Here is a 25,017-nt window from a genome sequence, read left to right as displayed (position 1 = left end):
GCTTGCCAGCGATGAGGCCAAATGCGGCCCCCCAACAATCACGTCAGCCACCGCTCAAGCCCCGATACCGATTCCAGCGACTCCAGATGCCGCAATCGTTCCAGCAACCCTTCGGCCCGCTCCTGAGGCAACGCCCGCAGCGCCAGGCTGAAGAACTTCTCCTCCAGCGCCGCATCGCTCAGCGGATTGCCCGGCGCCCCCAACGGCACCTCGACGCACAGGCTGGCCTCACGCCCGTCCACGGTGTGCACGCTGACGACCGGCTCGCCATCCTCGGACAGTTGCCCGTCCACTTCAAGGCGAATCCGCGTCATCCACCGGGCAATGTCCGGATCGTCGCGCCGGGCGTCGTCGTAGGCCGAGAGCCGGCAATGCCCATGCGCCAGCCGCGCCGCGAGGGCGTAGGGCAGGCTCATCTGCGCCGCCGCCAGCGAAGCGGTGTCGCGCCCGCCGCACATGGCCTGCAAAAAGCCGCACAGGCGCACTTGGACGTCTTCCACCTGAGGCGCCTCGACCTTGAGCTGCGCCATCAGCAGCCCCAACGCATCGATCGCCGAATGCGTCCCGCGGCACGCCGCATAAGGCTTGATCGAACAGCGGGCGAGTTTCCACACCTGGCCCAGGTCCGCCACCAGCGCCGCCGGTTGCGCGGTGCCTGGCGCGAGAGTCTTGAGAAAGCCGCCCCACACGTCATCGAACAGTTGCGACGGTCCGCTGATCCCTTCGCGGGCGAAGCGGGCGGCGAGCAACCCGCCCTCGGCGGCGCGACCGCTGTGCAGTTTCTTGCTCTGCGAGCCGTCGTGGATGAACGCCCACAGACCGCCGCTGAAACTGCCGGCGATGCCCAGTGCCGACACGGTCTGCGCCGCGTCCAGGCCGAAGATCCGCGCGCTGGCCGCCGCCGCGCCGAACACCCCGCAGGTGGCGGTCGAGTGCCAGCCGGCGCCGTTGTGGGCCGAATAGCTGCCGCAGGCTTCCAGCACCCGTCGGCCGATCTCGTAGCCGATCACCACGGCGGTGATGAACTCGCGACCGCTCACCGGGCGCTCCGCCAGCGACAGTGCGGCCATCGCCGCCGGCAGCACCACGGCGCCGGAGTGGTCGCAGCCGCCGGTGTCGTCCAGCTCCAGCGCGTGGGCGGCGATGCCGTTGAGCAATGCGGCATCGCCGGCGCCGACCCGCTGTGAAGTGCCCCAGACCGGCACGGTTCCGGGGGCGCTGGCGAACAGCCGTTGCGCCTGAAGCGCCACGCGGCTGTCCGCCCCGGCGAGCGCTGCGCCGAAAGTGTCGAGGATGTGCCGCTTGGCCTGGGCCACCAGCGCCTCGGGCAGTGCTTCGAACCGGGTTTCGACGCAGAACTGCGCCAACCGCTGCATCGATTCGGTCATGTGAGGTAATCCCGATAATGCCGCTCATACACCGAGGCGGGATGATCCGCGCCCACCGCTTCAGCCTTCTGTGCCCACCATCGGGCGATGTCGGCGCCGCTGGCGATCCACACGTCGCCGTGCTGGCGGATGCTCTCCAGCAGCTCGCGCAGCACGCCGATCCGGCCCGGCGTGGCGATGATTTCCGGGTGCAGGCGCAGCACGTAGCACAGGCCGAACCGGTGGAAACCGGCGAAGTCCAGCAGCAGGTTGCGCAGCGTGTGGCTGTAGGAGGCGATCCGCGACTGGGCCGGCGGTACGGCGGGGCTCAGGTTGAAGGCGAAGTAGGGTTCGTCTTCCAGTTCGTAGTGCAGCGGCAGCTCGATTACGTCCGGCGCCGTCGGGTGGGCGAACGGCAGGTCATCGCCGCGCCATGAGGACGACCAGCGAATGCCTTCGTCGCGCAGCGCTTCGATGAACCCCGGCGCGCCGTTGCCGGCCGGAATGCGGAAACCGGTCGGGCGTTGCCCGGTCAGCGTTTGCAGCGCCGCGCAGCCCTTGGCCACCTCGGCGCGTTGCGCCGCCAGGTCCAGGGTGTCGTAGTCCTGGTGGCGGTAGCCGGCACAGGCGATTTCGTGCCCGCCGGCCAGGATCGCGGCGATGTGCTGCGGGTTCTCTTCGGCGACGATGCCGGGGACGAACCAGGTGGCGGTCACTTCCAGTTCCTTGAACAGCCGCAACAGCCGTTCGACGCCCCGTTGGGTGCCGTAGCGCCACACCGACAGGGTCTTGTCGCGCCCGGCCACTTCGGGGGCCTGGGTGAGAATGCCGTGGATGTCGTTGTAGTCGACGGTCAGCGCCACGGCGCAGCGGCGGCCGGCGGGCCAGACGGTGGCGTCAGTCATGGTGATGCTCCTTGAGCCACCAGCGGGCGACGTCGCGGCAGGTGGCGAACCACACGTCGTCACGCTCGCGCATGTGTTCGAAGAGTTGTTCCAGCAGCAGGATGCGCCCAGGCTTGCCGGTGATTTTCGGGTGGAACAGGGTGGTCAGGCACAGCCCTTCGTCCATCGCGCCGTCGTACTCGCGCCGCCAGTTGTCCAGGGTCAGGGCGTAGCTGGCGGTGCGGTCCAGGCCGGACGGGAAGTTCGGCGCGCGGGTGTAGGCGAGGGAGGCGTAGTCGTCCATTTCCCAGCGGCCGGGGATCTCCACCAGCGGCGTGGCGTGGCCCGGCACGTCGACCAGGTACGGGCGGTCGTCGCCGCGCATGCTGCTGGAATAGATGACGCCGTTGTCGGCGAGCATCTTCGGGGTCTCGGCGCGCCAGTCGCCGGACGGGGTGCGGAAACCCTCGGCGCGGATGTGCAGGTGCTGCCAGAACACCTCGCGGGATTTCTGCATGACGGCCTGCTGCTCGTCGAGCGTCAGGGCGTAGAAGGATTCGTGCTTGTAGCCGTGGTAGGCCACCTCATGGCCGCGCTCGACGATGGCCTGGCATTGCCTTGGCCAGTTCTCCACGACCCAGGCCGGGACGAAGAACGTGGTCGGCAGCCTGAACGCGTCGAGCAGGTCCAACAGGCGCGGCAAGGCACGGTAAGGGCCGTAGCCGCCGAAGCCGAAATACTCGGGCTTGCGCCAGATCGAGCCGTTGAGCATGGCGTCGCCGGTGGGGCCGTCGAGGTCGAAGGCCAGGGCCAGACAGGCTTTGCGGCCGTCGGGCCAGGTGGGGGAAAGCGGGGAGGACATCACAGGCACTCCAACCATCAATGGATAAACACAAGACCTTGCGGGGGCGGCCTTGCGGTGTGTCATTGGCCGGAGATTTCGCCTGATCCGGCCCTATCGCGGGCAAGCCCGCTCCCACAGGGTTAAATGTCGGGCCCGGGTTCTGTGTACGACCGGGATTCCTGTGGGAGCGGGCTTGCCCGCGATGAGGCCGGTACAGCCGACACCGCCGCCGCGATCAAACCCGCTCCCACAGGGTTAAATGGCGGGCCCGGGTTCCGTGTACGACCGGGATTCCTGTGGGAGCGGGCTTGCCCGCGATGAGGCCGGTACAGCCGACACCGCCGCCGCGATCAAACCCGCTCCCACAGGGTTAAATGTCGGGCCCGGGTTCTGTGTACGACCGGGATTCCTGTGGGAGCGGGCTTGCCCGCGATGAGGCCGGTACAGCCGACACCGCCATCGCGATCAGGCCCGCTCCCGCAGGCTCACTTGCCGGCGTTGACGGTCACGTTCTTGATCGCGCCCAGTTCCAGGTCCCATTTCTTCAGGATCGCGCCGTAGCTGCCGTCATCCACCATGCTCTGCAACGCGACTTTCACCGCCTCGCTCAGCTCAGGCTTCTTCTTGCTCACGCCAAGGCCGGTGAACTGCACGGAGATCGGCTGGCCGACGGTCTTGTACATGTCCTTTTCCTGGGTCTTGAGGTACGACAGGGTTTCGCTGCCCTGCATCGCTGCGTCGATCCGGCTCTGGCGCAGTTGGGCGCGGGCGTCGGCCGAGCCTTCGGTGCCGATCACCGTGATCGCAGGCTTGCCCGCCGCCTCGCAGTTGGCCTTGCTCCATTCGGCGATCTCCGACGGGAAGGTGGTGCGGCGGCTGGTGCCGACTTTCTTGCCGCACAGGTCGATGATCTCGTTGGTCGCGGCGTTCTTCTGCAAGGTGTAGAACTGCGGCCCGCTGGTGAAGTAGTCGACGAAGGTCACGCTGGCCTGGCGCTCGGCGGTGTCGGTCATGCCCGACAGCACCATGTCCACGCGGTCGGTGGTCAGGGCGTTGATCATCTGCTCGAAGCCGGTCTCCTGCCATTTGATCTTGACCCCCAGGCGCTCGGCCAGGGCGTTGCCCAGGTCGTAGTCCAGGCCGGTGAGCTGGTTGGTGGCCGGATCTTTGAAATCCATCGGCGGGTAGTTGGGCATGATCGCCACGACGATCTCGCCCTTGGCCTTGATGCTGGCCGGCAAGTCGGCGGCGGTGGCGAAACCGCAAGACATGAACGAAGCGAGTACTGCTGGAATGACGAAGTTCTTCATGGACGTTCTCTTATGAGTGTTGTGAAGGCCAAGGGGGCCTCAGGTTCGAACGGCAGAAATGAAGCTTTGGGTGCGCGGGTTTTGCGGGCTTATTAGTATTTCTTCGGGGCTTCCAGCCTCCACGATCTGGCCGCCGTCCATGAACACCATGCGGTTGGAAACCTCCCGGGCGAAGCCCAGTTCATGGGTGACGACGATCATGGTCATGCCGGTCTGCGCCAGGTCGCGCATCACCGACAGCACCTCACCGACCAGTTCCGGGTCGAGTGCCGAAGTGGGTTCATCGAACAGCATCAGCTTGGGCCGCATGGCCAGGGCGCGGGCGATCGCCACCCGTTGCTGCTGGCCGCCCGACAGTTCGATCGGGTAGCTGTTGCGCTTGTCGGCCAGGCCGACCCGGGCCAGCAGTTCCAGGGCCTCTTCGTGGGCCTCCTTGGGCGAACGCTTGAGCACCTGGCACGGGCCTTCGATGATGTTTTGCAGCACGGTCATGTGCGGAAACAGGTTGAAGCGCTGGAACACCATGCCGGTGGCCAGGCGCTGGCGGGCGATCTGGGTCTCGGTCAGCTCGTGCAGCTTGTGCCCGACGACGCGGTAGCCCACCAGTTCGCCGTCGACCCACAGGCCGCCCTTGTCGATCTTCTCCAGCTGGTTGACGCAGCGCAGCAGGGTGCTCTTGCCCGAGCCCGACGGGCCGATGATGCACAGCACTTCGCCTTGCTCGACCTCGATGTTGATGTCCTTGAGGGCGTGGTACTGGTCGTAATACTTGTTCAGGGCCACGGCCTTGACGATGCTTCTCATGTTCGATTCTCCTGCGCGGCTTACGAGCGCTTGCCGGCGCCGCGAGCGAAACGGCGCTCCAGGCGGCTTTGACCAAAGGACAGCACCGTGACGGTGGCCAGGTACCAGATGCCGGCGACGATCAGCAGCTCCATCACCCGGGCATTGGCGTAGTAGATGTTCTGGGCGTTGTAGAGCAGTTCCGAGTACTGGATGACGCTGGCCAGCGAGGTCATCTTGACCATGCCGATGAATTCGTTGCCCACCGGCGGAATGATGATGCGCATGGCCTGGGGCAGGATGATCCGGCGCAGCGCCTGCAGGCGCGGCATGCCGATCGACTTGGCCGCCTCGTATTGCCCGGTGTCCACCGACAGCAGGCCGGCGCGCACCACTTCGGCGGTGTAGGCGCCCTGGTTGATGCTCAGGCCGAGCAGGGCGGCCACGAACGGCGTCATCAGGCTCACGGTGTCGAGCTCGAACAGGCCGGGAATGCCGACCGTGGGGAAGATCAGCGCCAGGTTGAACCACAGCAGCAGCTGCAGGATCAGCGGCGTGCCCCGGAACAGCCAGGTGTAGGTCAGCGCCACGTAGCGCAGGATCGGGTTGGCCGACATGCGCATGATCGCCGTGATCACCCCGAACACGATGCCCAGGGCCATGGCCAGCACGGCCATGACGATGGTGTTGAACAGGCCCCACATGATCGCTTCGGAGGTGAGGAACTGGCCGATGTACGACCATTCGATCTTGCCTTCGGCGAAGGCCCGCACCAGGCCGATGAGTGCGATGACGATCACGGTGGCGAAGAAGATCCGCCCGTAGTAGCGCCGCGGCACATGTTGGTACTGGGTGATGTCGAACTGGTTCTCCGCCAGTTTGCGCTCCGCCTGGAGTCGTTCTGCCTGAGTCTGGCTCATGGTGTTTCTCCGAACTGTACTTTCAAATCCGACACCGGTCCTTGTGGGAGCTGGCTTGCCAGCGATTGCGGTGGGTCATCCGGCATCGATGTCGACGGTCTGGACGCTATCGCTGGCAAGCCAGCTCCCACAGGGGCCGCGGTCGTGTCTTAGAGGCGCAAGCCCCGGTAGTCTTCTGTCCACGCCTGCTGCGCAGCGAGGGCGGTCTTGAGCCGGCCGATCTGCTCGCGCACCTGCTGCGGCGCGGTGCCGCCCCAGCCGCTGCGGGCGGCGATGGCGGCTTCCAGGGTCAGGCTGTCGCGCACGTCGGCGGTCAGGCGCGGGTCGATTTCCGCCAGCAGGGCCGGCGAGGCTTCCCACAGCTCGATGCCGTGCTTCTCGCAGGCCTGCACCAGGGCACCGGTGATCTCGTGGGCTTCCTTGAACGGCACGCCGCGCACCGCCAGCCAATCGGCGACTTCAGTGGCGAGGGTGAAGCCCAACGGTGCCTGGCGCCGCAGTTCCTCGACGTTGACGGTCATGGTCGCGACCATCCCGGCCATGGCCGGCAGCACCAGCAGCAGGGTGTCGACGCTGTCGAGCACGCCGTTCTTGTCCTCGCTCAGGTCGCGGTTGTACGACAGCGGCAGGGACTTGAGGGTGGACAGCAGGCCGGTCAGGTTGCCGATCAGGCGCCCGGCCTTGCCCCGCGCCAGTTCGGCGATGTCCGGGTTTTTCTTTTGCGGCATGATCGAGCTGCCGGTGGCATAGGCGTCGTCCAGGTCGACCCAGCGGAACTGGCGCGACGACCACAGGCAGAACTCTTCGGCCAGGCGCGAGATGTTGATCCCCAGCATGCTGGCGATGAACAGGAATTCGGCGACGTGGTCGCGGCTGGCGACGGCGTCGATGGAGTTCTCGCAGACGCCGGCGTAGCCCATTTCCTTGGCCGACTGCTGTGGCTGGCGGGCGATGGCGGAGCCGGCCATGGCCGCGGCGCCCAAAGGCGACAGCGACGTGCGCGCATCCCAGTCCGCCAGCCGCTGCACGTCACGCAGCATCGCTTGGGCGTGGGCCAGCAGGTGATGGGCGAACACGATCGGTTGGGCCTGCTGCAGGTGGGTGAAGCCGGGGCAGATGCTCTCCACATGTTGCTCGGCCTGGTCCACCAGGGCCTGTTGCAGGGCCAGGACTTCCACGGCCAGGGTGCGCACGTGGTCACGCAGGAACAGACGCAGGTCGTTGGCGGTCTGGTCGTTGCGCGAACGGCCGGCGCGCAGCTTGCCGCCCAAGGCGCCGAGGCGTTCGGTCAGCAGGCGTTCGATGAAGGTGTGGACGTCTTCGTCGTCCAGGGTCGGGGCGATGCGCCCGGCGGCGAAGTCGGCGCCGATGGCGTCCAGGGCCTCGATCATCGTGCGGGTTTCCTGCCCGTCGAGCAGGCCGGCCCGCTGCAGTTCGCCGGCGTGGGCCTTGGAGCCCGCCAGGTCGTACGGGGTGAGGCGGAAATAGCGCTCGGGGCAACGGGACAGGGCCGCCAGGGCAGCGGACGGACCGCTTTTGAAACGGGCGCCCCAGAGACGGTCGGTGGCTTGTGACATGTGTTGTTTTCCTCGTCGGTAACGCGAACTGAAATCGGTGTGCACGGCCTGCCGTTCACGCTGAAAAAACAGCGGACGGAATCAGGCCGAAGCAGTCTTCAAGAGGGCAGTTGCAATGTCGCGAGAGCTGATCGAAGTGTCAGCTTTTAATGTTTTGCGATCAGTGAGTTGGCACTGATGTGCGGGATTTTTTGGCGGTTGCCAAGCCTTGTTTTCTGTGTTCATTATTATTGGTCGGCGATGTTTTTGTTGTTGGACACAGATTGTTGAACATTGCGCCAGAGGTAAATCAGCATTATGGAAACCCCACTTTCCAATTCCGGAAACCCGCCGGTGAAGACTGCCCACCGGGCGCCGCTGGCCCTCAGCGGACTGGACTTCAAACTGCTAAAGGTGTTCAAGGCCGTGGTCGAGGCCGGCGGCTTCAGTGCCGCCCAGAATGAGCTGAACGTGGGCCTTGCGGCCATCAGCAAGCAGATCTCCGACCTTGAGATCCGCATCGGCATGCGCCTGTGCACCCGCGGGCGCGAGGGGTTCCATCTGACCGAGGAAGGGCGTCTGGTGTATCAGGCGTCGATTGACCTGTTTGCCTCGGTCGACAACTTTCGGGATCGGCTTAGTTCTGCGCAGAATGAACTGATCGGCGACCTTGGTATTGGCGTTATCGACAATACGATCAGCGACGTTAATTCGCCGTTAGTTGCAGCGCTTAAACGCATGAATGAAGAATCGCCGAAAGTAAGGTTTCAACTTCAGGCGACCCAGCTAGATGAAGTCGAAAGAGGGGTGGTGGAAGGTCGCTTAGTTGCCGGAATCGTGCCGGTCTATCAACGGCGGGAAGAGTTTGATTATTACCCGTTGTACGAAGAACGCTCGGAAGTCTACTGCGCAGTCGGCCACCCGCTGTTCGACATGCCGGAGGCGCAGATGGGCAGTGACGTGCTGCTGGACCATGCCTGCATCAACCACCGCTACGCGATCCACCGGGACAAGCTCAACCATGCGCGCTACGACAGTTTTTCCGCGTCGGCGACCCAGGTCGAAGCCGTGGCGCTGCTGATCAAGACCGGGCGTTTCGTGGGTTTCCTGCCCCAGCACTACGCCGCCTCATGGGTGGCGGCCGGGCAGTTCCGAGCGGTGCGCCCGCAGGTGATCAACATCGTCACGCCGTTCAGTCTGATCCTGCGCCACAACACCGTGCGCAGCCCGTTGGTGAAGGCGTTCGCCCATGCCTTGGGCGTCGATCTGAAGGCGTCGGCCTGATCTCAGCCCAGCGTCAGTGCCATTGCGCAACGGCGCTCACCGGGCAATCCGTGGGCGATTTCGTTGTTCAGAACTTCGCTCAGACGCGGGCCGGTTTGTTCCGGGCTCAACAACTCGAATCCCATCCGTTGATAGAACGGTGCATTCCACGGCACATCGCGAAAGGTGGTCAGCGTCACCGCGGCAAGTTGCTCGTGGCGTGCCTGTTCAATGGCCGCCGACAATAACTTGCGGCCGATGCCCATACCCTGGAAGTCCTGCCCAACGGACAATTCTTCGATATGCAGTTGACGATCGGTTTGCACCGCCCGCAAGAAGCCTGAAAGTTGTCCGTCAATGCCTTGCGCCACCCACACCCGTGCCGTTCGAATGGCCTGCCGATGCTGTTCGGCGTCGGGCACCGGGGCGTCGGCCAGCCAGGCAAGGGAAGGGTCGAGGCGGAACAGCCGCGCCGCCGACCGCTCCAGGGCGGGCAGGGCGCTGGCGTCCGATTCACGGGCCGGGCGCACGCTGAATGTCATGGGAGAAGCCGCTCCAGTCGCAGGGAAAACCCGCAGGTTACGGCTTCAGCCACAGCAGCACATAGTCGTTTTTGTCGAAACGGCCGCTCAGCACCGGCGGCGCGTCACCCAACGGCGTGCCTTTCAAGGTCTGGTAGTCGCTGCGGTCCATCATCAGCCAGGCCGGTCCCTTGAGGGTTTCCAGCGCCTGGAGGGAATCGCTGAACTGCGGTTGCAGGTCCTTCTCGACGTTGACCATGAACTTGATCGCCTTGGCGTCCTTGCCCATGCCTTGCAGCACCAGCGGCGCAGGGTTCTGCTCCACCTGGGCGAGCACGGCCCGGCTGAAGGTGCGGGTGTCGTAGAGCTGACGCTCCACCGGTTCGAACACCAGCGCATACACCGCCCACAACGCCAGCACCGCGCTGAAGGCCAGCGTCTCGGCCCGCCAGCGCGGTCGCCACAGCCGCGACAACGCCGCCAGTTGCAGGACGCCCAACACGATCAGCACCGGAAGCAACCCCGTCAGATGCTCCGGAAATCTCTTCCGGGCAACCAGCAAAGCCACCATCAGCAACCCCGGCGTCACCAGCCACAGGCCTTGAATCACCCCGCGCAGCCAGGCGAACACCCGGCCATGGGCGACCTGGAACGGATACGCCGCAATGATCGCCGCCATCGGCAGCATCGGCAGCAGGTAACGGGCCTTCTTCGCCTGCGGGATCGACAGGCCGACCATCACGATCAAACCCGCCGCCGCGCAGTACTGCACCAAACGCAGGGCCGGCCCGCGTTGGCGGGGCTTGCTCAGCCACGCTGCCGCCAGAGCCAGCAACGCAAGCGGATAGGCCAGCGCGTAGTTGCCCAGCGAACTGGTGAAGTAGTAGAGCGAGCCGCTGACGCCTTCGCTGCCGTCCATGCGCCCCATGAACTGCATGCGGATCACGTCCTGGACGAACGCCTCGCCGCCGCTGACCTTGGCCAGCCACAGCAACAGGCCGACGCACGCCGCCAGCAGCACCGAGGCCAGCACGCCGAACAGCAGCAACCGCACCCATTGGCGTTCGAGCAAGTAATAGCTGCACAGCATGCCGGTCGGCACCACCAGGCCGATGGGCCCGCGGATGCCGAAACCGAGCAGCAGCAACGCAAAGACCAGCGGCCAGCGCCGGCCGGCGCCGAAATGGTCATGGGCGTAGCCGAGGTAAAACACCGCCAGCGCCACCGCCGCAAGCATCAGGTCCTGGGACACCGCCCGCACTTCGGTGACGAAGGTGACGGTCAGCATCAGCAGGGCGACGGCGGTCAGCGCCCAGCGAACCGAATGCACCGCCAGCAGCCGGTACATCAAGGTCACGGTCACCGCGCCCGCCACGGCGCTGGGCAACCACGCCGTCAGGCTGTTGACCGCGCCGAAGGGCAGGGACAGCAGCCAGACGAACAGCGTCGACAGCGCCGAGTAGTCGGCATACGGCTCGCCGTAAGTGGTGGGGAACACCGTCGGCCCGTGGCGCAGCATCTCCTGGGCGAACAGCACGAACCGCGAATCGAAACCGATGGGGGCCTGCCCGTACACCCCGGCGATGAACAGCAGCAACGCCAGCAGCCCCGCAACCAGGGACTGCCGGCGGACGGCAGGCGACAGCGCGGTCAAGCGACGTCCGAGGTGTGAGGCCACTGCTGCAGCGGAATCGGCAGCGTGCGCGATTCCCCCCGGCCCATCGGGAAGTAATGGAAGCCGTTGCGGGCCAGGCGTTCGGCGTCGTACAGGTTGCGGCCGTCGAAGATCACCGGATCCTTGAGGCGCTGCTTGATCAGGTCGAAGTCCGGCGCCTTGAACTGCTGCCATTCGGTGCAGATGATCAGCGCGTCGGAACCGGCCAGCACCGATTCGGGGGTGCCCATCAGCATCAGCTTCGACTCGTCCGGGTACAGGTGCTGGGTTTCCTGCATCGCTTCGGGGTCGAACGCCCGCACGTTGGCGCCGGCGGCCCACAGCGATTCGAGCAGCACCCGGCTCGGCGCGTCGCGCATGTCGTCGGTGTTGGGCTTGAACGCCAGGCCCCAGAGGGCGAAGGTCTTGCCGCGCAGTTCACCCTTGTAGAACGCGTTGATGCGTTCGAACAGCTTGTGCTTCTGCCGCTGGTTGATGGCTTCCACCGCTTGCAGCAGGTCGCTGGAGCAGTGGGCTTCCTCGGCGCTGTGGATCAGGGCGCGCATGTCTTTGGGGAAGCACGAGCCGCCGTAGCCGCAGCCGGGGTAGATGAAGTGGTAGCCGATGCGGGTGTCGGCGCCGATGCCCTGACGCACCGACTCGATGTCGGCCCCCAGGTGTTCGGCCAGTTCGGCGATCTGGTTGATGAAGCTGATCTTGGTCGCCAGCATGCAGTTGGCGGCGTACTTGGTCAGTTCGGCGCTGCGCAGGTCCATGAACATGATGCGATCGTGGTTGCGGTTGAACGGCGAGTACAGGTCGCGCATCACATCGCGCACCTCTTCGCGTTCGCAGCCGATGACGATCCGGTCCGGGCGGCGGCAATCGCTGACCGCCGAGCCTTCCTTGAGGAATTCGGGGTTGGACACGATATCGAACTGCAGCAGCTTGCCGGCCTTGACCAAGGCTTTTTCGATGTGCGTGCGCAGGGTGTCGCCGGTGCCCACCGGCACGGTGGATTTCTCCACCAGGATCAGCGGCTTCTCACGGTGGCGGGCCACCGCGTCGCCCACCGACAGCACGTAGCGCAGGTCGGCCGAGCCGTCCTCCTGAGAGGGCGTGCCGACGGCGATGAACGCCACCTGGCCGTGCTGCACCGCGAGTTTTTCGTCGCTGGTGAATTGCAGCCGCTGGCCGTCCAGGCCCTCGCGCACCAGGCTGGCCAGCCCCGGTTCGAAGATGCTCACGTGGCCTTGGCGCAACAGTTCGACTTTCTTCTCGTCGATGTCCATGCACACCACGTCGTGGCCGACCTCGGCCAGCACGGCCGCCTGCACCAGACCGACGTAACCGCTACCGAATACTGTGATTTTCATGGGGTACTCCTCAATTCAGGCGCACATGCCGGACGAGTGTTGATGGTGATGACGCCGAGCATGACCAAGGCCACGCCCAGGGATTTGGTAACGCTGAAGGATTCGTTGAACAGCGGCAGGCTGGCCGCCAGCAGGTAAACCAATGCGTAGCTGACGCTGAGCAGCGAGTACGCCCGCCCCAGCGGCACGTCGCGCAGGGCGGCGAGCCAGCAGAGCATCGACAGGGCGTAGGCCAGGATCGCGGCGGCCACCAACGCCAGCGCGGTCAGGTCGATGCCGCCGGCGCCAAGCGCCTCCAGCCATTGCTGGGGCTGCGGCAGGCGCACCATGCTCCAGCGCATGCCCAGTTGCGCGCCGCTGGCCAGCGCCACACTGCCCAGGGCGAAGGCGATTCCGCGTTTCTGGCTCATGACTGTTGCCCCAGCAGCGCCACGCCGCCGATCACCAGCAACACGCCGAACCAGTGGCGGCGGTCGATGGGCTCACGGAACACGAAGCGGGCGATCAGAGTGATGAAGACGAAGTTGAGGCTGAGCATCGGGTAGGCGATGCCCACATCCATGCGCTGCAACACCAGCAGCCACACCAGTAGGCCGGAACCCAGGGCGAACAGCGCCAGCCACAGCCAGGGCGAGCGCAGCTTGTCGACCCAGGACGAGTCGACGCCGCGCCAGCTCTCCACGGCGTATTTCTGCGCCACCTGGCCCAGGCAGGTCAGCAGGCACGCGGTCAACAGCAGCAACAGGCTCATGACGCCACCTTCGGCAGGATCATGATCACCAGGTTGCCCTGTTCGTAGCGGACGCCGTCCTTGGGAAGACGATCGATTTCGTCCAGTTCATCCTGCCCCTTGACGCGCATCACCACGCCGACCGAACCGGTTCGGCGGGCTTCGCGCATCCACTGTTCGACCCGGAAAGAGTCGATCCGCCGCTCGATGCCCTCAGGATAGGCCAAGCCATATTTCAGTTCGCCTACGGTGTTGTACAACGCCACGTTCGGGCGCTGCAGGCGCCAGGCCAGCGCCGAGGCCGCACCGAGGTCGTTGCTCAGCAGGTGGGTGGTGCCGGCCAGTTCGTCCTGGTGATGCAGGATGAACTGGTCCGGAGTCTTGTTGGCCACCACCGACTTGGGCAGCGCCGCCGGCAGCAGCGCGATGAACAGCAGACTGCCGAACGCCGGGGCCGCCCAGCACTGCAACGGACGGAACGCCTGCAGCAGGTTGCTGATGATCCAGCCGGTCAGGCCGATGAACACCAGCACCAGGCTGTGCAGCTCGTGGTCGTACAGCGGCTTTTTCAGCTGCACGTACACCAGGGCGATGAGGGTGACGATCCCCAGCGCCATGTTCAGCAGCCCGTTGAACCCCAGGGCCCGGCCTTGCTCCAGGCGCAGCCGCTCGGCCAGCACATGGCCCAGCAACAGGGCCAGCGGCAGCAGGCACGGCAGGATGTAGGTCGGCAGCTTGCCGTTGCTCAGGCTGAAGAACAGCAGCGGCATCACCAGCCACAGGCCGAGGAACGCGATGGCCGGCTCGCGACGGGTCTGCCACGTCTGACGCACCGCCGTCGGCCACAGCCCGGCCCACGGCAGGCTGAACGCCAGCAGCAACGGAATGTAGAACCACCAAGGCGCGTCGTGCTGGGCGTCATCGCCGGCGAAACGGCGGATGTGCTCGTGCCAGAAGAAGAACCGCCAGTAGTCCGGCTCTTGGGCATGCACGGCCAACACCCACGGCAGGCTCACAGCGATCGCCACCACGACGGCCACCGGCCCGAAGACCAGCAGCTCACGCCAGCGTTTCTGCCAGAGCATCCACGGCAAGGCGATCAGCACCGGCAGCGCCCAGGCCAGAAAGCCCTTGGTCATGAACCCCATGCCGCAGGCCAGGCCCAGCACCGACCAGCCCGCCAGGCGTTGGCCGGTGGTGCGGCTGTCGAGGGCGAACCACAAGGCCACCAGGCTCAGGTTGACCCAGAATGTGAATTGCGGATCGAGGTTGGCGTACCCGGCCTGGCCGGCCACGACGGTGAAGCTCATGTAGAGCAGGGCGCAGGCGAAACTCTTGCGCGGATCGTTCCACAGCCGCCGGGCCACCAAAAAGCACAGCAACACGCTCAGGCCCGTGCTCAGGGCCGAGGCGAAACGCACGCCGAACAGGTTCTGCCCGAACAGCTCCTGCCCCAGGGCGATCATCCAGTAGCCGGCGATCGGCTTCTCGAAATAGCGCAGCCCCATGAAGTGCGGCGACACCCAGTTGCCGCTCAGCAGCATGTCCTGGCTGATCTGCGCGTAACGGGTCTCGTCGGGGATCCACAAGCCATGGCTGCCCAGCGGCAGCAGGTAGGCCAGCAGAAAGAGCAACAGCAACAGCGGCAACGCCCAGCGCTTGCTCATGCCCCTTGCACTCCCAGCCAGCCTTCGCGGCCTTCCAGGGCACCCCGTTGCACACGGCCCAGGGGCAGTGTGTTCAAGAACTCGGGCAACAGGTCGCCCAGCGGTCGGAACGCGATGTCGCGCCGGCGCGCATCGGCCAGCAATTGTCGAAAATCAGGTGCCATCAGAATCCCTTCCACCTCGGCATGAATGGTGTAGACGTTGAGTTGCCGGTCGCGGAACCGGTCGAGGATGAAAGCGTTGAAGTCCTTGGCCGCCACGGTCGGGCCCACCACTTCGTCGAAGGTCGGCAGATCCACCGGAATCTGCGGGGTGCCTGCCGAGCCGTCGGCGAGCAGTGGCCGGAACACCTGCTGCCCGCGGCAATCGCTGTTGTAGCGAAAGCCGAAGGCCTGCTTGGCTTCGATCACCCGCTCGTCCGCCCGCCAACCCGCAGCGGCGGAGCACTGGATCTTTTCGCCGACGATGTCGCCGAGGGTGTCCACGCCGCGGCGGATCTGTTCGATCAGCTGCGCGTCGCTCCAGCGCCCGGCATTGGCCTGCCAGCCGTGGTGGTCCCAGGCGTGCAGGCCGATTTCGTGGCCGGCATCGCGGGCCCGGCGCATCAGGTGCCCGAGCTCGCGGCCGATCGGCTTGCCCGGCCAGGCGGTGCCGGCCAGCAGGATGTCCCAGCCGTACAGGCCGGCGGCGTTGGAGCGCAGCATCTTCCACAGGAACTGCGGGCGGATCAGGCGCCACAGGTGCCGGCCCATGTTGTCCGGGCCGACACTGAAGAAGAACGTCGCCTTGACCTGCGCCTCGTCGAGGATGTCCAGCAGGCGCGGCACGCCTTCACGGGTGCCGCGGAAGGTATCGACATCAATACGCAAGCCTGCCTGCATCAGCGCGCTTCTTCTTTAGGGCGCTGGGCGATTTCGAGCATCGCCTCGCGCAGGAAGAAGTCCAGGGTGTTGCCGATGGTCTCGCGCATCTCCACGGTCGGCGCCCAGTCCAGCAGGCGCTTGGCGTTGGCGATGCTCGGCTTGCGGTGCGACACGTCCTGGTAGCCGCCGCCGTAGAACGCCTTGCTTTCCACGTCGCGGAAACCGGCGAACGGCGGGAAGTTGTGGCGCAGCGGGTGGGCTTCGAACTGGCGCAGCAGCTCTTCGCCCAACTGACGGATGCTGGCTTCGTTGTCCGGGTTGCCGATGTTGATGATCTGGCCGTTGCAGACGTCGTTGTCGTTGTCGATGATCCGCGCCAGGGCCTCGACGCCGTCGGCAATGTCGGTGAAGCAGCGTTTCTGCTCGCCGCCGTCGAACAGGCGGATCGGCGTGCCTTCCACCAGGTTGAGGATCAGCTGGGTGATGGCGCGGGAACTGCCGATGCGGGCCGAGTCCAGGCGGTCCAGGCGCGGGCCCATCCAGTTGAACGGACGGAACAGGGTGAAGTTCAGGCCTTTCTGGCCGTAGGCCCAGATCACACGATCCAGCAGCTGCTTGGACACCGAGTAGATCCAGCGCTGCTTGTTGATCGGTCCGACCACCAGGTTGGAGCTGTCTTCGTCGAAGTTCGGGTCCTGGCACATGCCGTAGACCTCCGAGGTCGACGGGAAGATCACGCGCTTGTTGTACTTGACGCAGAAGCGCACCAGCCGCAGGTTTTCCTCGAAGTCGAGTTCGAACACGCGCAGCGGGTTGCGGGTGTATTCGATCGGCGTGGCGATGGCCACCAGCGGCAGCACCACGTCGCACTTCTTGATGTGGTACTCGATCCACTCGGAGTGAATGCTGATGTCGCCTTCGACGAAGTGGAAGTGCGGATGGCTGCGCAGGCGTTCGATGGCGTCGGAACCGATGTCCAGGCCATAGACTTCGTAGCGGTCGTCACGCAGCAGGCGCTCGGACAAGTGGTTGCCGATGAAGCCGTTGACGCCGAGGATCAGCACACGGGTGCGGCGCGGGCCGCGGCCGGACTCGGCGCCGCGCAGCAGCGAGCCGTCCACCAGGCCCAGTTCGTCGGCCAGTTGCGGGCCGCGCAGGTACAGGCCGTTGTCGTTGCGCTGGCCGGCGTTGATCACCAGCGAGTCCTGGCCGCAGGCGATGCGCAGCGGATCGGTGCTGATCACCCGGCCCGGGGCCTGGCCTTCGTTGCCCTGGACGACGTCGGCGCTCCACACGATCAGCTTGTGCTCGCCCACGGCGCAGAACGCGCCCGGATACGGCCGGGTGACGGCGCGCACGAGGTTGAACAGTTCTTCGGCCGGCTTGTTCCACAGCAGCTTGCCGTCCGCCGGGGTGCGACGGCCGAACACGGTGGCCTTGGACTCGTCCTGCGGGGTTTCGGTGACTTTGCCTTGCAGCAGCGCCGGCAAGGTGTCGCGCAGCAGGTCGCCGGCGGCGGTGCGCAGCTTGGCGTGCAGGCTCAGGCCGGTGTCGCTGCGCTCGATGGCCACCCGTTGCTGGGCGACGATGGCACCGGCATCGGCGCGCTTGACCATGCGGTGCAGGGTGACGCCGGTCTCGGTCTCGCCGTTGACCAGCACCCAGTTGGCCGGTGCCCGGCCGCGGTAGCGCGGCAGCAGCGAGCCGTGCAGGTTGTAGGCGCCCTTGGAAGCGGTGGCCAGCAAGGCCTCGCTCAGCAGGTTGCGGTAGTAGAACGAGAAGATGTACTCGGGGTTGAGCTTGGCGATGCGCTCGACCCACAGCGGGTGGTTGGCGTCTTCCGGCGCGTGCACCGGGATGCCTTTGTCGGCGCACAGCTGCGCGACCGACGCGTAGAAGGCGTTTTCCTTCGGATCGTCGGCGTGGGTGAACACCGCCGCGATGTCGAAACCACTGTCGAGCAGGGCTTGAATGCCGGCGCAGCCGATATCGTGATAGGCGAAGACAACAGTTTTTGCGCTCATTGGAAAACCTGATCAGAAGTGGAGTTTTGATGTTGGGCAGTGGAGAGACCGTCGACGGTGACGGCAGGCGCCGGCGCGGCCGGGTGGCTGCGCAGCACCTTCTCGATGAAGAAACGCGGGCGGGCGCGCACGTCGCTGTACATGCGGCCCAGGTATTCACCCAGAAGCCCCATGCCGATGAACTGGCCGCCGGTGAACACGAACAAGACCGCGAACAGCACGAACAGGCCGTCGCCACCCCAGCCGGCGCCGAGCGCCAGGCGCAGCACGATCAGCGCGAAGGCGAACAGCAGGCCCAGGCCCGCCATCGTGAAGCCGACGATGCTCAGCAGGCGCAACGGTGTGGTGGTCATGCAGGTGATCAAGTCGAACATCAGGTTGATCAGGCGCATCGGGCTGTACTTCGAGTCGCCGTGCTCACGCTCGGCGTGGGCCACGACGATCTCAGTGGTGTGGCGGGCGAAGCTGTTGGCCAGGATCGGAATGAACGTGCTGCGCTCGCGGCAGGCCAGCATCGCGTCGATGATCGTGCGGCGGTAGGCGCGCAGCATGCAGCCGTAGTCGCTCATGGCCACGCCGGTGGAGCGTTGCACGGCGAGGTTGATCAGCTTCGACGGCCAGCGGCGCAGGGCCGAGTCCTGGCGGTTGTTGCGCACGGTGCCGACCACGTCGTAGCCGCGCTCGGCTTCGGCCACCAGCCGCGGGATCTCTTCCGGCGGGTTCTGCAGGTCGGCGTCGAGGGTGATGACCACGTCGCCCTTGCACTGCTCGAAACCGGCCATGATCGCCGCGTGCTGGCCGTAGTTGCGGTTGAGGATCACCGCCACGAACGGGCTGTCCGGGGCCTGGGCCGCGTCTTCGAGCAATTGCGCGGAGCGGTCGCGGCTGCCGTCGTCCACCAGCACGATTTCGTATTCGTGCTTGAGCTGGGCGCAAGCGGCGGCGGTGCGGCGCAGCAGCTCCGGCAGGCTTTCCTCTTCGTTGTAGACCGGGATGACGATCGACACACAATGGATTGGGTAAGGTCTCACGGGCGTTTTTCCAGTACGTGTTCAATGGCCCCGACGACGCGGTCAAGATCCTGGCCGGTCATGTCGGGGAACAACGGAATCGAGCACAGCCGCGCCGAGTTCCATTCGGTGTGGGGCAGGTACAGATCGGGGTCACGCTGGCGGTACCAGGTGTGCAGGTGGGTGGCGATGAAATGGATGCCGGTGCCGATGCCCAGGTCCTGCAGGCCTTTCATGAAGGCCTCGCGGTCCAGGCCGCAGCGTTCGCTGTCGATGCGCAGGATGAACAGGTGCCAGGCGTGCTGCTGCGCGTAGGTCGGCAGCGACAGCGGCTGCACCGGCAGGCCTTCGAGGCGCTGCAGGTACTGGGTGGCGAGTTCGGTGCGGCGGGCGTTGATCGCGTCCAGGCGCTCCAGCTGCACCAGGGCGATGGCGGCGTTGATGTCGGCCAGGTTGTACTTGAAGCCCGGTTCCATCACCTGGGCCTGAGGCTTGCGGCCGTGGGTGAGGCGGTCGTAGGCATCCACGCCCAGGCCGTGGAACTTGAGCATGCGCACGCGGTTGGCCAGGGCTTCGTCGTCGGTGACGAACATCGCGCCTTCGGCGCAGGTCATGTTCTTGATCGCATGGAACGAGAAGATCGCGGTGCCGGTGGAACCGACGTGGCGGCCCTTGTAGCGGGTGCCGGCGGCGTGGGCGGCGTCTTCGATCACCGCGATGCCGTGCTTGTCGGCCAGGGCGTAGAGCGGATCCAGGTCGAACGCGGCGCCGGCGTAGTGCACCGGAATGATGGCTTTGGTGCGCGGGGTGATGGCGGCTTCGATGCGGGCGGCGTCGGTCATCAGGGTGTCGCGGTCGACATCGACGAACACCGGCGTGGCGCCGAGCAGCGAGATCATGTTGGCGGTGGAGACCCAGGTCTGCGACGGCGTGATCACTTCATCGCCGGGGCCGATGCCCAGGGCCAGCAGGGTGATGTGCATGCCGCCGGTGGCCGACGACAGCGCCACCGCGTGGCGGCAGCCGACGTATTGCGCGAATTGCTCTTCGAGTGCCTGGTTCTTCGGGCCGGTGGTGATCCAGCCTGAACGCAGGACCTGTTCGACGGCTGCTATTTCCTCCTCGCCGATACTCGGGCGGGAGAAGGGGAGAAACGCCTGACTCATGAGCACCTCGCTGCGAATAAAAATGACTGATCTGTTTCCTGTTGGATCCAATCCCAGCGTAGACGCAAAAAAAGTCTTCGCATCAAGGAGTTGCTAAAACAACATGACGTCGGGGTTTGGTTGACTTTTCAGGCGTTGCCCGGCAGGTTGGTTGGTGCCGGCTGAGGATCAATCGAACTTAAGGTTATGCTCGATTTTGTGAAAGGAATATGAAAAACCGGTCGGCGAATCGTTTATCTGAAAGTCATACAGCCAGTGTTCAGGCTTCTGCCGTTTATCGCGTTTTTTTGCGGAAAAGTCCTACGGAAAAACGCTCTTTAGATCATTCTCATTGCAGTTGTTAGTTGCAGTACTGAACCGTTTTTATTCAAGGCCTATCGTTTGATCGACTTACCCGCTGCACCTTCGAAAGACTCCGCAACCAGCCCGATGTCCCTGTATCTGGCGCGTCTGGCGCCCTCCAGCCAACTCACCATGCGTTATGTGCTGCAAGACGCCGCCGACCGCCTGGGATTTGAAGACGTGAATGTCGAAGACATTCCCTGGCACGCGCTGCAACCGGAAGATGTTGTTGCGCTGGTCGCCGCATTGCGCGCCGACAACTACGCGCCGAACACTTCTTCGCTGTATGTGAATGCCGTTCGCGGCGTCATGAACGAAGCCTGGCGCATGAGCCTGATCAGTCACGAACATCTGTTGAAGATGCGTTCGGTCAAAGGCATCGCCGGCACACGGCTGTCCCAGGGGCGCAATCTGAAACGCACCCTGATCCACGAACTGATGGAAGTCTGCGCCGCCGACCCGCGTCCGCAGGGGCTGCGCGACGCGGCGATCATCGCCTTGCTGTACGGCACCGGCATGCGCAAGTCGGAGTCGGTGGACCTGGACCTGCACCAGGTGGACTTCGGCGAGCGCAGCCTGTGCGTCACCGGCAAGGGCAACAAGCAACTGATCAAGTACGCGCCGGCCTGGGCATTCGCCAAGCTCGACGCCTGGCTCGAACTGCGCCGTTCGCAGCTCAAGGAAGGCGAGCGCGACGATGCGTTCCTGTTCAACCGCATCCGACGCGGCAGCCACATCACCCGCGAGCGCATCACCAAGCACGCGATCTACTACATCGCCCGCCAGCGCGGCACCCAGGTCGGGGTGAAGATCATGCCCCACGATTTCCGCCGCTCGTTCATCACCCGGGTGATCGAGGAGCACGACCTGTCGATCGCGCAGAAGCTGGCCCACCACAGCAACATCCAGACCACCGCCAACTACGACGTGCGCGACGACAACGAGCGACGGCGGGCCGTGGACCGCTTCGACCTCTGATCACGCTCGACCTCCGGTCACTGCGCGTCGAAGACGTGGGCCGCCCCCAGCACCGACAGTTGCACGGCGCTGCCGGCCGACGGCGCGTGCATGCCCGTGCTGCGCACCAGCAATGAGCGCCCGCTGTCCATGGCCGCCGGCGGGCGCAGCTCCACGGTCAGGGTGCAGGTGTTGCCGCCGAAGTCCCGCTCGGTGACCACGGCGTTGCAGCCCTGCGCATCGACCGTGTCAGACAGCAGCAGCTGTTCGGGGCGCAGCATGATCTGCGCATCGCCGCAGAAGCCGTTGCTGTTGACCGGCACCCGGCCCAGGTCGCAATCGGCCCAACCGGCCTCGATCCGCGCGGGCATCACCACCGCTTCGCCGAGAAAACGGGCGGTCTGCTCGTCGTCCGGGTAGCGGTAAAGATCCATCGGGTGACCGGACTGCACCAGACGTCCGCCGCGCATGACCGCCAACTGATCGGCGAACGACAGCGCCTCGCTCTGATCGTGGGTGACCAGGATGGTGGTCACGCCGGTCGCTTCCAACAGGCGCGCGACCATCTTGCGCATGGCGCCGCGCAGGCCGGTGTCGAGGGCGGAAAACGGTTCGTCCAGTAGCATCAGCCGCGGTTGCTGGGCCAGCGCCCGGGCCAGCGACACCCGCTGCTGCTGGCCGCCGGACAGCTCATGGGGCCAGCGCGTGGCCATGCCCGCGTCGAGCGCGACGCTGTCCATCAGTTCGGCGATCCGTTCGGAACGGGCGGTGCCGGTCTCCGCCAGGCCGAAGCCGATGTTGGCGGCCACTGTCATGTGCGGGAACAGCGCGCCGTCCTGCGGCACATAGCCGATCTGGCGCTGGTAGGCGGGCACGGCATGGGTGCTGTCCACCAGCGTCTGGCCGTTGAGCGTGAGGCTGCCGGCGTCGGGGAATTCGAAACCGGCGATCATGCGCAGCAACGTGGTCTTGCCCGAGCCGGACGGGCCGACGATCACCGTGCGGCTGCCGGCGGGCACCGACAGGCTGACGTCGTCCAGCGCCGTCTGTGCGCCGAAGGTCTTGCAAAGGGATTTGAGTTCGAGAGCGTTCATCGGCCGGCACTGCGCCTGGATTGGTGGTAGAGGATGGCCGTCAGCGGCAGCGACAGGATCACCATCAGCAGCGCGTAGGGCGCAGCGGCGGCGTAGTCGATTTCGCTGGTCATGGCCCAGAAACCGGTGGCCAGGGTGCGCGTGCCGTTGGGCGCGAGCAGCAAGGTGGCGGTGAGTTCGTTGGTGATCGCCAGGAACACCAGCGCCGCGCCCGCCGCCGCACCGGGCGCCGCCAGGCGCAGGGTGATCAGCCACAAGGCCCGCAGCGGCGAACGCCCCAGGCTCTGGGCGATGTTCTCCAGCTCCACCGGCGCCTGGGCGAAACCGGCGCGCAGGCTGACCAGCGCCCGGGGCAGGAACATCAGCAGGTACGCCAGCAGCACGGTGAGGGTGGTCTGGTAGATCGGCCGGGCGAAATGGATCGTCACGGTGACCAGGGCCAGGGCCACGACGATCCCCGGCAATGCGCTGGTGATGTAGTTGCAGCCTTCGAGCAGGCGCTGCAGCTTGCCGGGGGCACGGATCGACAGCCAGGCGATGGGGATCGCCGCGAGGCTGGTCAGCAGCGCGCCGGTGACGCCGAACGACAGGGTCTGGAGCAGGGCCGGCAGCAGCTCGTCGCCTTGCCAGACCTCGGCGCCGCCGGCGATCAGCCAGCGGCCGAGCGTGAGCAGCGGCACGCCCAGGGCCAGCAGGCACGTCACCGTTTGCAGGATCAGGCCCAAGGCGGCCGTGGCCGGGCGCAGGCGCACGGTGCGCTGCTCGCGGGCGCTGCCGGAGCCGACCCGCGCATAACGAGCCTGGCCCCGGGCGGCGGACTCGGCGGTGAGCATCGCCAGGCAGCACAGCGCCAACACCCCGGCCAGCATGTTGGCGGCCGGGCCGTTGAAGGTGGACTTGAACTGGTCGAAGATCGCCGTGGTGAACGTGTCGAAGCGGATCATCGCGTACAGGCCGTATTCGGCCAGCAGATGCAGGCCCACCAGTAGCGCGCCGCCGCAGATGGCCAGGCGCAGTTGCGGCAGCACCACCCGGAAGAACACCGCCCGGGGCTTCAGGCCCAGGGACTCGGCCACGTCCTCGATGGCCGGATCCAGGCGCCGCAGCGTCGCGGCGATCGGCAAATAGAGGAACGGGAAATAGGCGATCACGGACACCAGCACACCGGCCGGCAACCCGTGGATCGACGGCACCAGGCTGACCCAGGCGTAACTGTGCACGAAGGCCGGCACCGCCAGCGGCGCGACCGCCAGCAGCGACCAGATCCGCCGGCCCGGCAGGTCCGTGCGCTCGGTGAGCCAGGCCAGCGCCGTACCGAGCACGATGCACACGGGCAAGGTGATCAGCACCAGCAGCACGGTGTTGACCAGAAGCTCGGCCACGCGCGGGCGGAACACCAGCGCTTCGATGGTCGCCCAGCCGGTGTACCACGACACGCCGATCACAAACCCGATCGGCAGCAGCGACAACAGCGACACCGCCACGGCCAGCACGACCACCCACGAGCTCCCGCGCCCATTGAAGGCCCGGGACTGACGCGACAGGTTGACGGAAGGCGCCGCAGCGACTCCCGCCGGCAGAGATTCATGCATCAATTACAACAGTCCGGCCTGGGTCATCAGTTCGACGGCTTTCTTGCTGTCGAGCTTCGACGCATCGACTTTCGGCGCGCCCAGATCCTTCAACGGCACCAGTTTGGGGTTGGAACCGGCGTCCTTGCCCACGGCGTACTCAAACGACTTGCCGGTGCGCAGCACCTCCTGGCCCTGTTTGCCGGTGATGTACTCGAGGAATTTCTGGGCTTCCTCCTGGTGTTTGCTGGACGCCAGCACGCCGCCGCCGGAAATGCTCACGAAGGCGCCCGGATCCTGATGCCGGAAGTAGTGCAGGGCGGTGTTCTTGCTGTTCTCGCCGGTCTTGGACTGATCGACGAAGCTGTAATAGTGGTAGATGACGCCGCTGTCGATCTGACCGGCGTTCACGGCCTTGAGCACCGCGCTGTTGCCGCGGTAGGCGGTGGCGTTGGTTTTCATGGCCTTGAGCCAATCCAGCGTGGCGGCTTCGCCTTTCTGCTGCAGGACGGCGGCGACGATGGCCTGAAAGTCCGCGCCGGCCGGTGAGGCGGCCCAGCGGCCTTTCCAGGCCGGATCCGCCAGGTCCATCAGGGATTTGGGCAAGTCCTTTTCCGCCAGTTTGGCCGGGTTGTAGACGAACACGGTGGAGCGGGCCGCGATGCCGACCCACTGGCCATGGGCCGGGCGGTAGGCGGCGTCCACTTGCTCCAGCGTGGCCGGGGCCACAGGCGCGAACAGCTTGGCGTTGTCCACCAGCACCATGGCCGGGGAGTTCTCGGTGAGGAACACGTCCGCCGGAGAGGCCTTGCCTTCCTGCACCAGTTGGTTGCCCATCTCGGTGTCGTCGCCGTTGCGTAGGGTCACCGGGATGCCGGTCTCTTCGGTGAAGCCCGCGACCCAGGCCTTGGTCAGGGTTTCGTGCTGGGCGTTGTACACCACGATGCCGACCGAGTCAGCGGCAACGGCATGGCCGGCACCCAACAGTGCGGCAGTGAGCGCAGCGAGTTTCAGGAAGGACGGGACGCGTGGACGCATGACGGGACAGCTCCTGTGGTGAGACGTGATCGGCAACCCGTCGCGTGCCTAGCAATGCGAATGAGTTGCAAATGTCG

The 25,017-nt window shown here is 65.7% G+C and carries 22 protein-coding genes; 2 read left to right on the top strand and 20 right to left on the bottom strand.

All coding sequences use genetic code 11. From position 1 onward, the window contains the following. Positions 1-38: 38 nt before the first annotated feature. From CAG33_RS17215 to argH, 7 genes are all read right to left on the bottom strand, one after another. Positions 39-1,388 (bottom strand): MmgE/PrpD family protein, encoded by a 1,350-nt coding sequence (locus CAG33_RS17215; protein WP_085639604.1) that lies wholly within the window; start codon positions 1,386-1,388, stop codon positions 39-41. Further along, positions 1,385-2,272: a polysaccharide deacetylase gene (locus tag CAG33_RS17210; protein WP_085639601.1), complete on the bottom strand. Its 888-nt coding sequence runs from the start codon at positions 2,270-2,272 to the stop codon at positions 1,385-1,387. The genes CAG33_RS17215 and CAG33_RS17210 overlap by 4 nt, the downstream gene beginning before the upstream one ends. Then, on the bottom strand, positions 2,265-3,113 hold the full coding sequence (locus tag CAG33_RS17205; protein ID WP_085639598.1) for a polysaccharide deacetylase: 849 nt from the start codon (positions 3,111-3,113) through the stop codon (positions 2,265-2,267). The genes CAG33_RS17210 and CAG33_RS17205 overlap by 8 nt, the downstream gene beginning before the upstream one ends. A 467-nt stretch (positions 3,114-3,580) precedes the next feature. After that, positions 3,581-4,405: an ABC transporter substrate-binding protein gene (locus tag CAG33_RS17200; RefSeq protein ID WP_085583054.1), complete on the bottom strand. Its 825-nt coding sequence runs from the start codon at positions 4,403-4,405 to the stop codon at positions 3,581-3,583. A gap of 39 nt (positions 4,406-4,444) precedes the next feature. Further along, positions 4,445-5,209, bottom strand: coding sequence for an amino acid ABC transporter ATP-binding protein (locus tag CAG33_RS17195; protein WP_085583052.1), 765 nt, complete (start codon positions 5,207-5,209; stop codon positions 4,445-4,447). Between the two features lie 20 nt (positions 5,210-5,229). Then, a complete protein-coding gene (locus CAG33_RS17190) occupies positions 5,230-6,108 on the bottom strand; it encodes an amino acid ABC transporter permease (RefSeq protein ID WP_085583049.1) in 879 nt (292 codons plus the stop codon). 149 nt (positions 6,109-6,257) lie between these two features. After that, positions 6,258-7,685 (bottom strand): argininosuccinate lyase, encoded by a 1,428-nt coding sequence (gene argH / locus CAG33_RS17185; RefSeq protein WP_085583047.1) that lies wholly within the window; start codon positions 7,683-7,685, stop codon positions 6,258-6,260. Between the two features lie 297 nt (positions 7,686-7,982). Between argH and CAG33_RS17180 the strand changes: the two genes are divergently transcribed. Further along, the gene (locus CAG33_RS17180; protein WP_085583045.1) at positions 7,983-8,948 is read left to right on the top strand and encodes a LysR family transcriptional regulator; all 966 of its coding nucleotides are present in this window, start codon (positions 7,983-7,985) and stop codon (positions 8,946-8,948) included. Between the two features lie 2 nt (positions 8,949-8,950). Here the strand turns inward: CAG33_RS17180 and CAG33_RS17175 are convergent, their stop codons facing one another. Genes CAG33_RS17175 through arnB form a run of 10 tightly spaced genes read right to left on the bottom strand, consistent with a single transcriptional unit; the run spans position 8,951 to position 19,938 of the window. Continuing rightward, entirely contained in the window at positions 8,951-9,469 is a 519-nt protein-coding gene (locus CAG33_RS17175) for a GNAT family N-acetyltransferase (RefSeq protein WP_085639596.1), read from the bottom strand. 37 nt (positions 9,470-9,506) lie between these two features. Further along, on the bottom strand, positions 9,507-11,102 hold the full coding sequence (locus CAG33_RS17170) for a glycosyltransferase family 39 protein (protein WP_139833044.1): 1,596 nt from the start codon (positions 11,100-11,102) through the stop codon (positions 9,507-9,509). Beyond that, complete coding sequence (locus CAG33_RS17165) at positions 11,099-12,478, bottom strand: UDP-glucose/GDP-mannose dehydrogenase family protein (RefSeq protein WP_085583039.1); 1,380 nt, start codon at positions 12,476-12,478, stop codon at positions 11,099-11,101. Before CAG33_RS17165 ends, CAG33_RS17170 begins: the two co-directional genes overlap by 4 nt. Next, on the bottom strand, positions 12,475-12,888 hold the full coding sequence (arnF, locus tag CAG33_RS17160; RefSeq protein ID WP_085583037.1) for a 4-amino-4-deoxy-L-arabinose-phosphoundecaprenol flippase subunit ArnF: 414 nt from the start codon (positions 12,886-12,888) through the stop codon (positions 12,475-12,477). The genes CAG33_RS17165 and arnF overlap by 4 nt, the downstream gene beginning before the upstream one ends. After that, positions 12,885-13,229: a 4-amino-4-deoxy-L-arabinose-phosphoundecaprenol flippase subunit ArnE gene (arnE, locus tag CAG33_RS17155; protein ID WP_085583035.1), complete on the bottom strand. Its 345-nt coding sequence runs from the start codon at positions 13,227-13,229 to the stop codon at positions 12,885-12,887. The genes arnF and arnE overlap by 4 nt, the downstream gene beginning before the upstream one ends. Further along, complete coding sequence (arnT, locus tag CAG33_RS17150) at positions 13,226-14,875, bottom strand: lipid IV(A) 4-amino-4-deoxy-L-arabinosyltransferase (protein ID WP_085639590.1); 1,650 nt, start codon at positions 14,873-14,875, stop codon at positions 13,226-13,228. The genes arnE and arnT overlap by 4 nt, the downstream gene beginning before the upstream one ends. After that, the gene (gene arnD / locus CAG33_RS17145) at positions 14,872-15,756 is read right to left on the bottom strand and encodes a 4-deoxy-4-formamido-L-arabinose-phosphoundecaprenol deformylase (protein WP_085639587.1); all 885 of its coding nucleotides are present in this window, start codon (positions 15,754-15,756) and stop codon (positions 14,872-14,874) included. Before arnD ends, arnT begins: the two co-directional genes overlap by 4 nt. Continuing rightward, positions 15,756-17,762, bottom strand: a complete 2,007-nt coding sequence (gene arnA / locus CAG33_RS17140; protein ID WP_085583029.1) for a bifunctional UDP-4-amino-4-deoxy-L-arabinose formyltransferase/UDP-glucuronic acid oxidase ArnA — start codon at positions 17,760-17,762, stop codon at positions 15,756-15,758. The genes arnD and arnA overlap by 1 nt, the downstream gene beginning before the upstream one ends. After that, positions 17,759-18,793 carry an undecaprenyl-phosphate 4-deoxy-4-formamido-L-arabinose transferase gene (arnC, locus tag CAG33_RS17135; protein WP_085583027.1) on the bottom strand — a complete coding sequence of 345 codons (1,035 nt, stop codon included), beginning with the start codon at positions 18,791-18,793 and terminating at the stop codon, positions 17,759-17,761. Before arnC ends, arnA begins: the two co-directional genes overlap by 4 nt. Continuing rightward, positions 18,790-19,938, bottom strand: coding sequence for a UDP-4-amino-4-deoxy-L-arabinose aminotransferase (arnB, locus tag CAG33_RS17130; RefSeq protein ID WP_085583025.1), 1,149 nt, complete (start codon positions 19,936-19,938; stop codon positions 18,790-18,792). The genes arnC and arnB overlap by 4 nt, the downstream gene beginning before the upstream one ends. Positions 19,939-20,367: 429 nt before the next feature. Here arnB and xerC point away from each other — a divergent pair, with 429 nt between their 5' ends. Next, a complete protein-coding gene (xerC, locus tag CAG33_RS17125; protein ID WP_085583023.1) occupies positions 20,368-21,258 on the top strand; it encodes a tyrosine recombinase XerC in 891 nt (296 codons plus the stop codon). 17 nt (positions 21,259-21,275) lie between these two features. On the opposite strand, the gene CAG33_RS17120 is transcribed toward xerC, so the two are convergent. Genes CAG33_RS17120 through CAG33_RS17110 form a run of 3 tightly spaced genes read right to left on the bottom strand, consistent with a single transcriptional unit; the run spans position 21,276 to position 24,940 of the window. Continuing rightward, positions 21,276-22,331 (bottom strand): ABC transporter ATP-binding protein, encoded by a 1,056-nt coding sequence (locus CAG33_RS17120; RefSeq protein WP_085632538.1) that lies wholly within the window; start codon positions 22,329-22,331, stop codon positions 21,276-21,278. Continuing rightward, complete coding sequence (locus CAG33_RS17115) at positions 22,328-23,923, bottom strand: iron ABC transporter permease (protein ID WP_085583287.1); 1,596 nt, start codon at positions 23,921-23,923, stop codon at positions 22,328-22,330. Before CAG33_RS17115 ends, CAG33_RS17120 begins: the two co-directional genes overlap by 4 nt. Before the next feature lie 3 nt (positions 23,924-23,926). Next, positions 23,927-24,940, bottom strand: a complete 1,014-nt coding sequence (locus CAG33_RS17110; protein ID WP_085639584.1) for an iron ABC transporter substrate-binding protein — start codon at positions 24,938-24,940, stop codon at positions 23,927-23,929. Positions 24,941-25,017 lie beyond the last annotated feature (77 nt).

The sequence above is a fragment of the Pseudomonas sp. B3(2017) genome (assembly GCF_002113595.1).
In the GTDB taxonomy this organism is placed as follows: domain Bacteria; phylum Pseudomonadota; class Gammaproteobacteria; order Pseudomonadales; family Pseudomonadaceae; genus Aquipseudomonas; species Aquipseudomonas ekonensis.
Note: the sequence above shows the minus strand (reverse complement) of the source record. Positions and strands in the feature narration are given on the sequence as shown.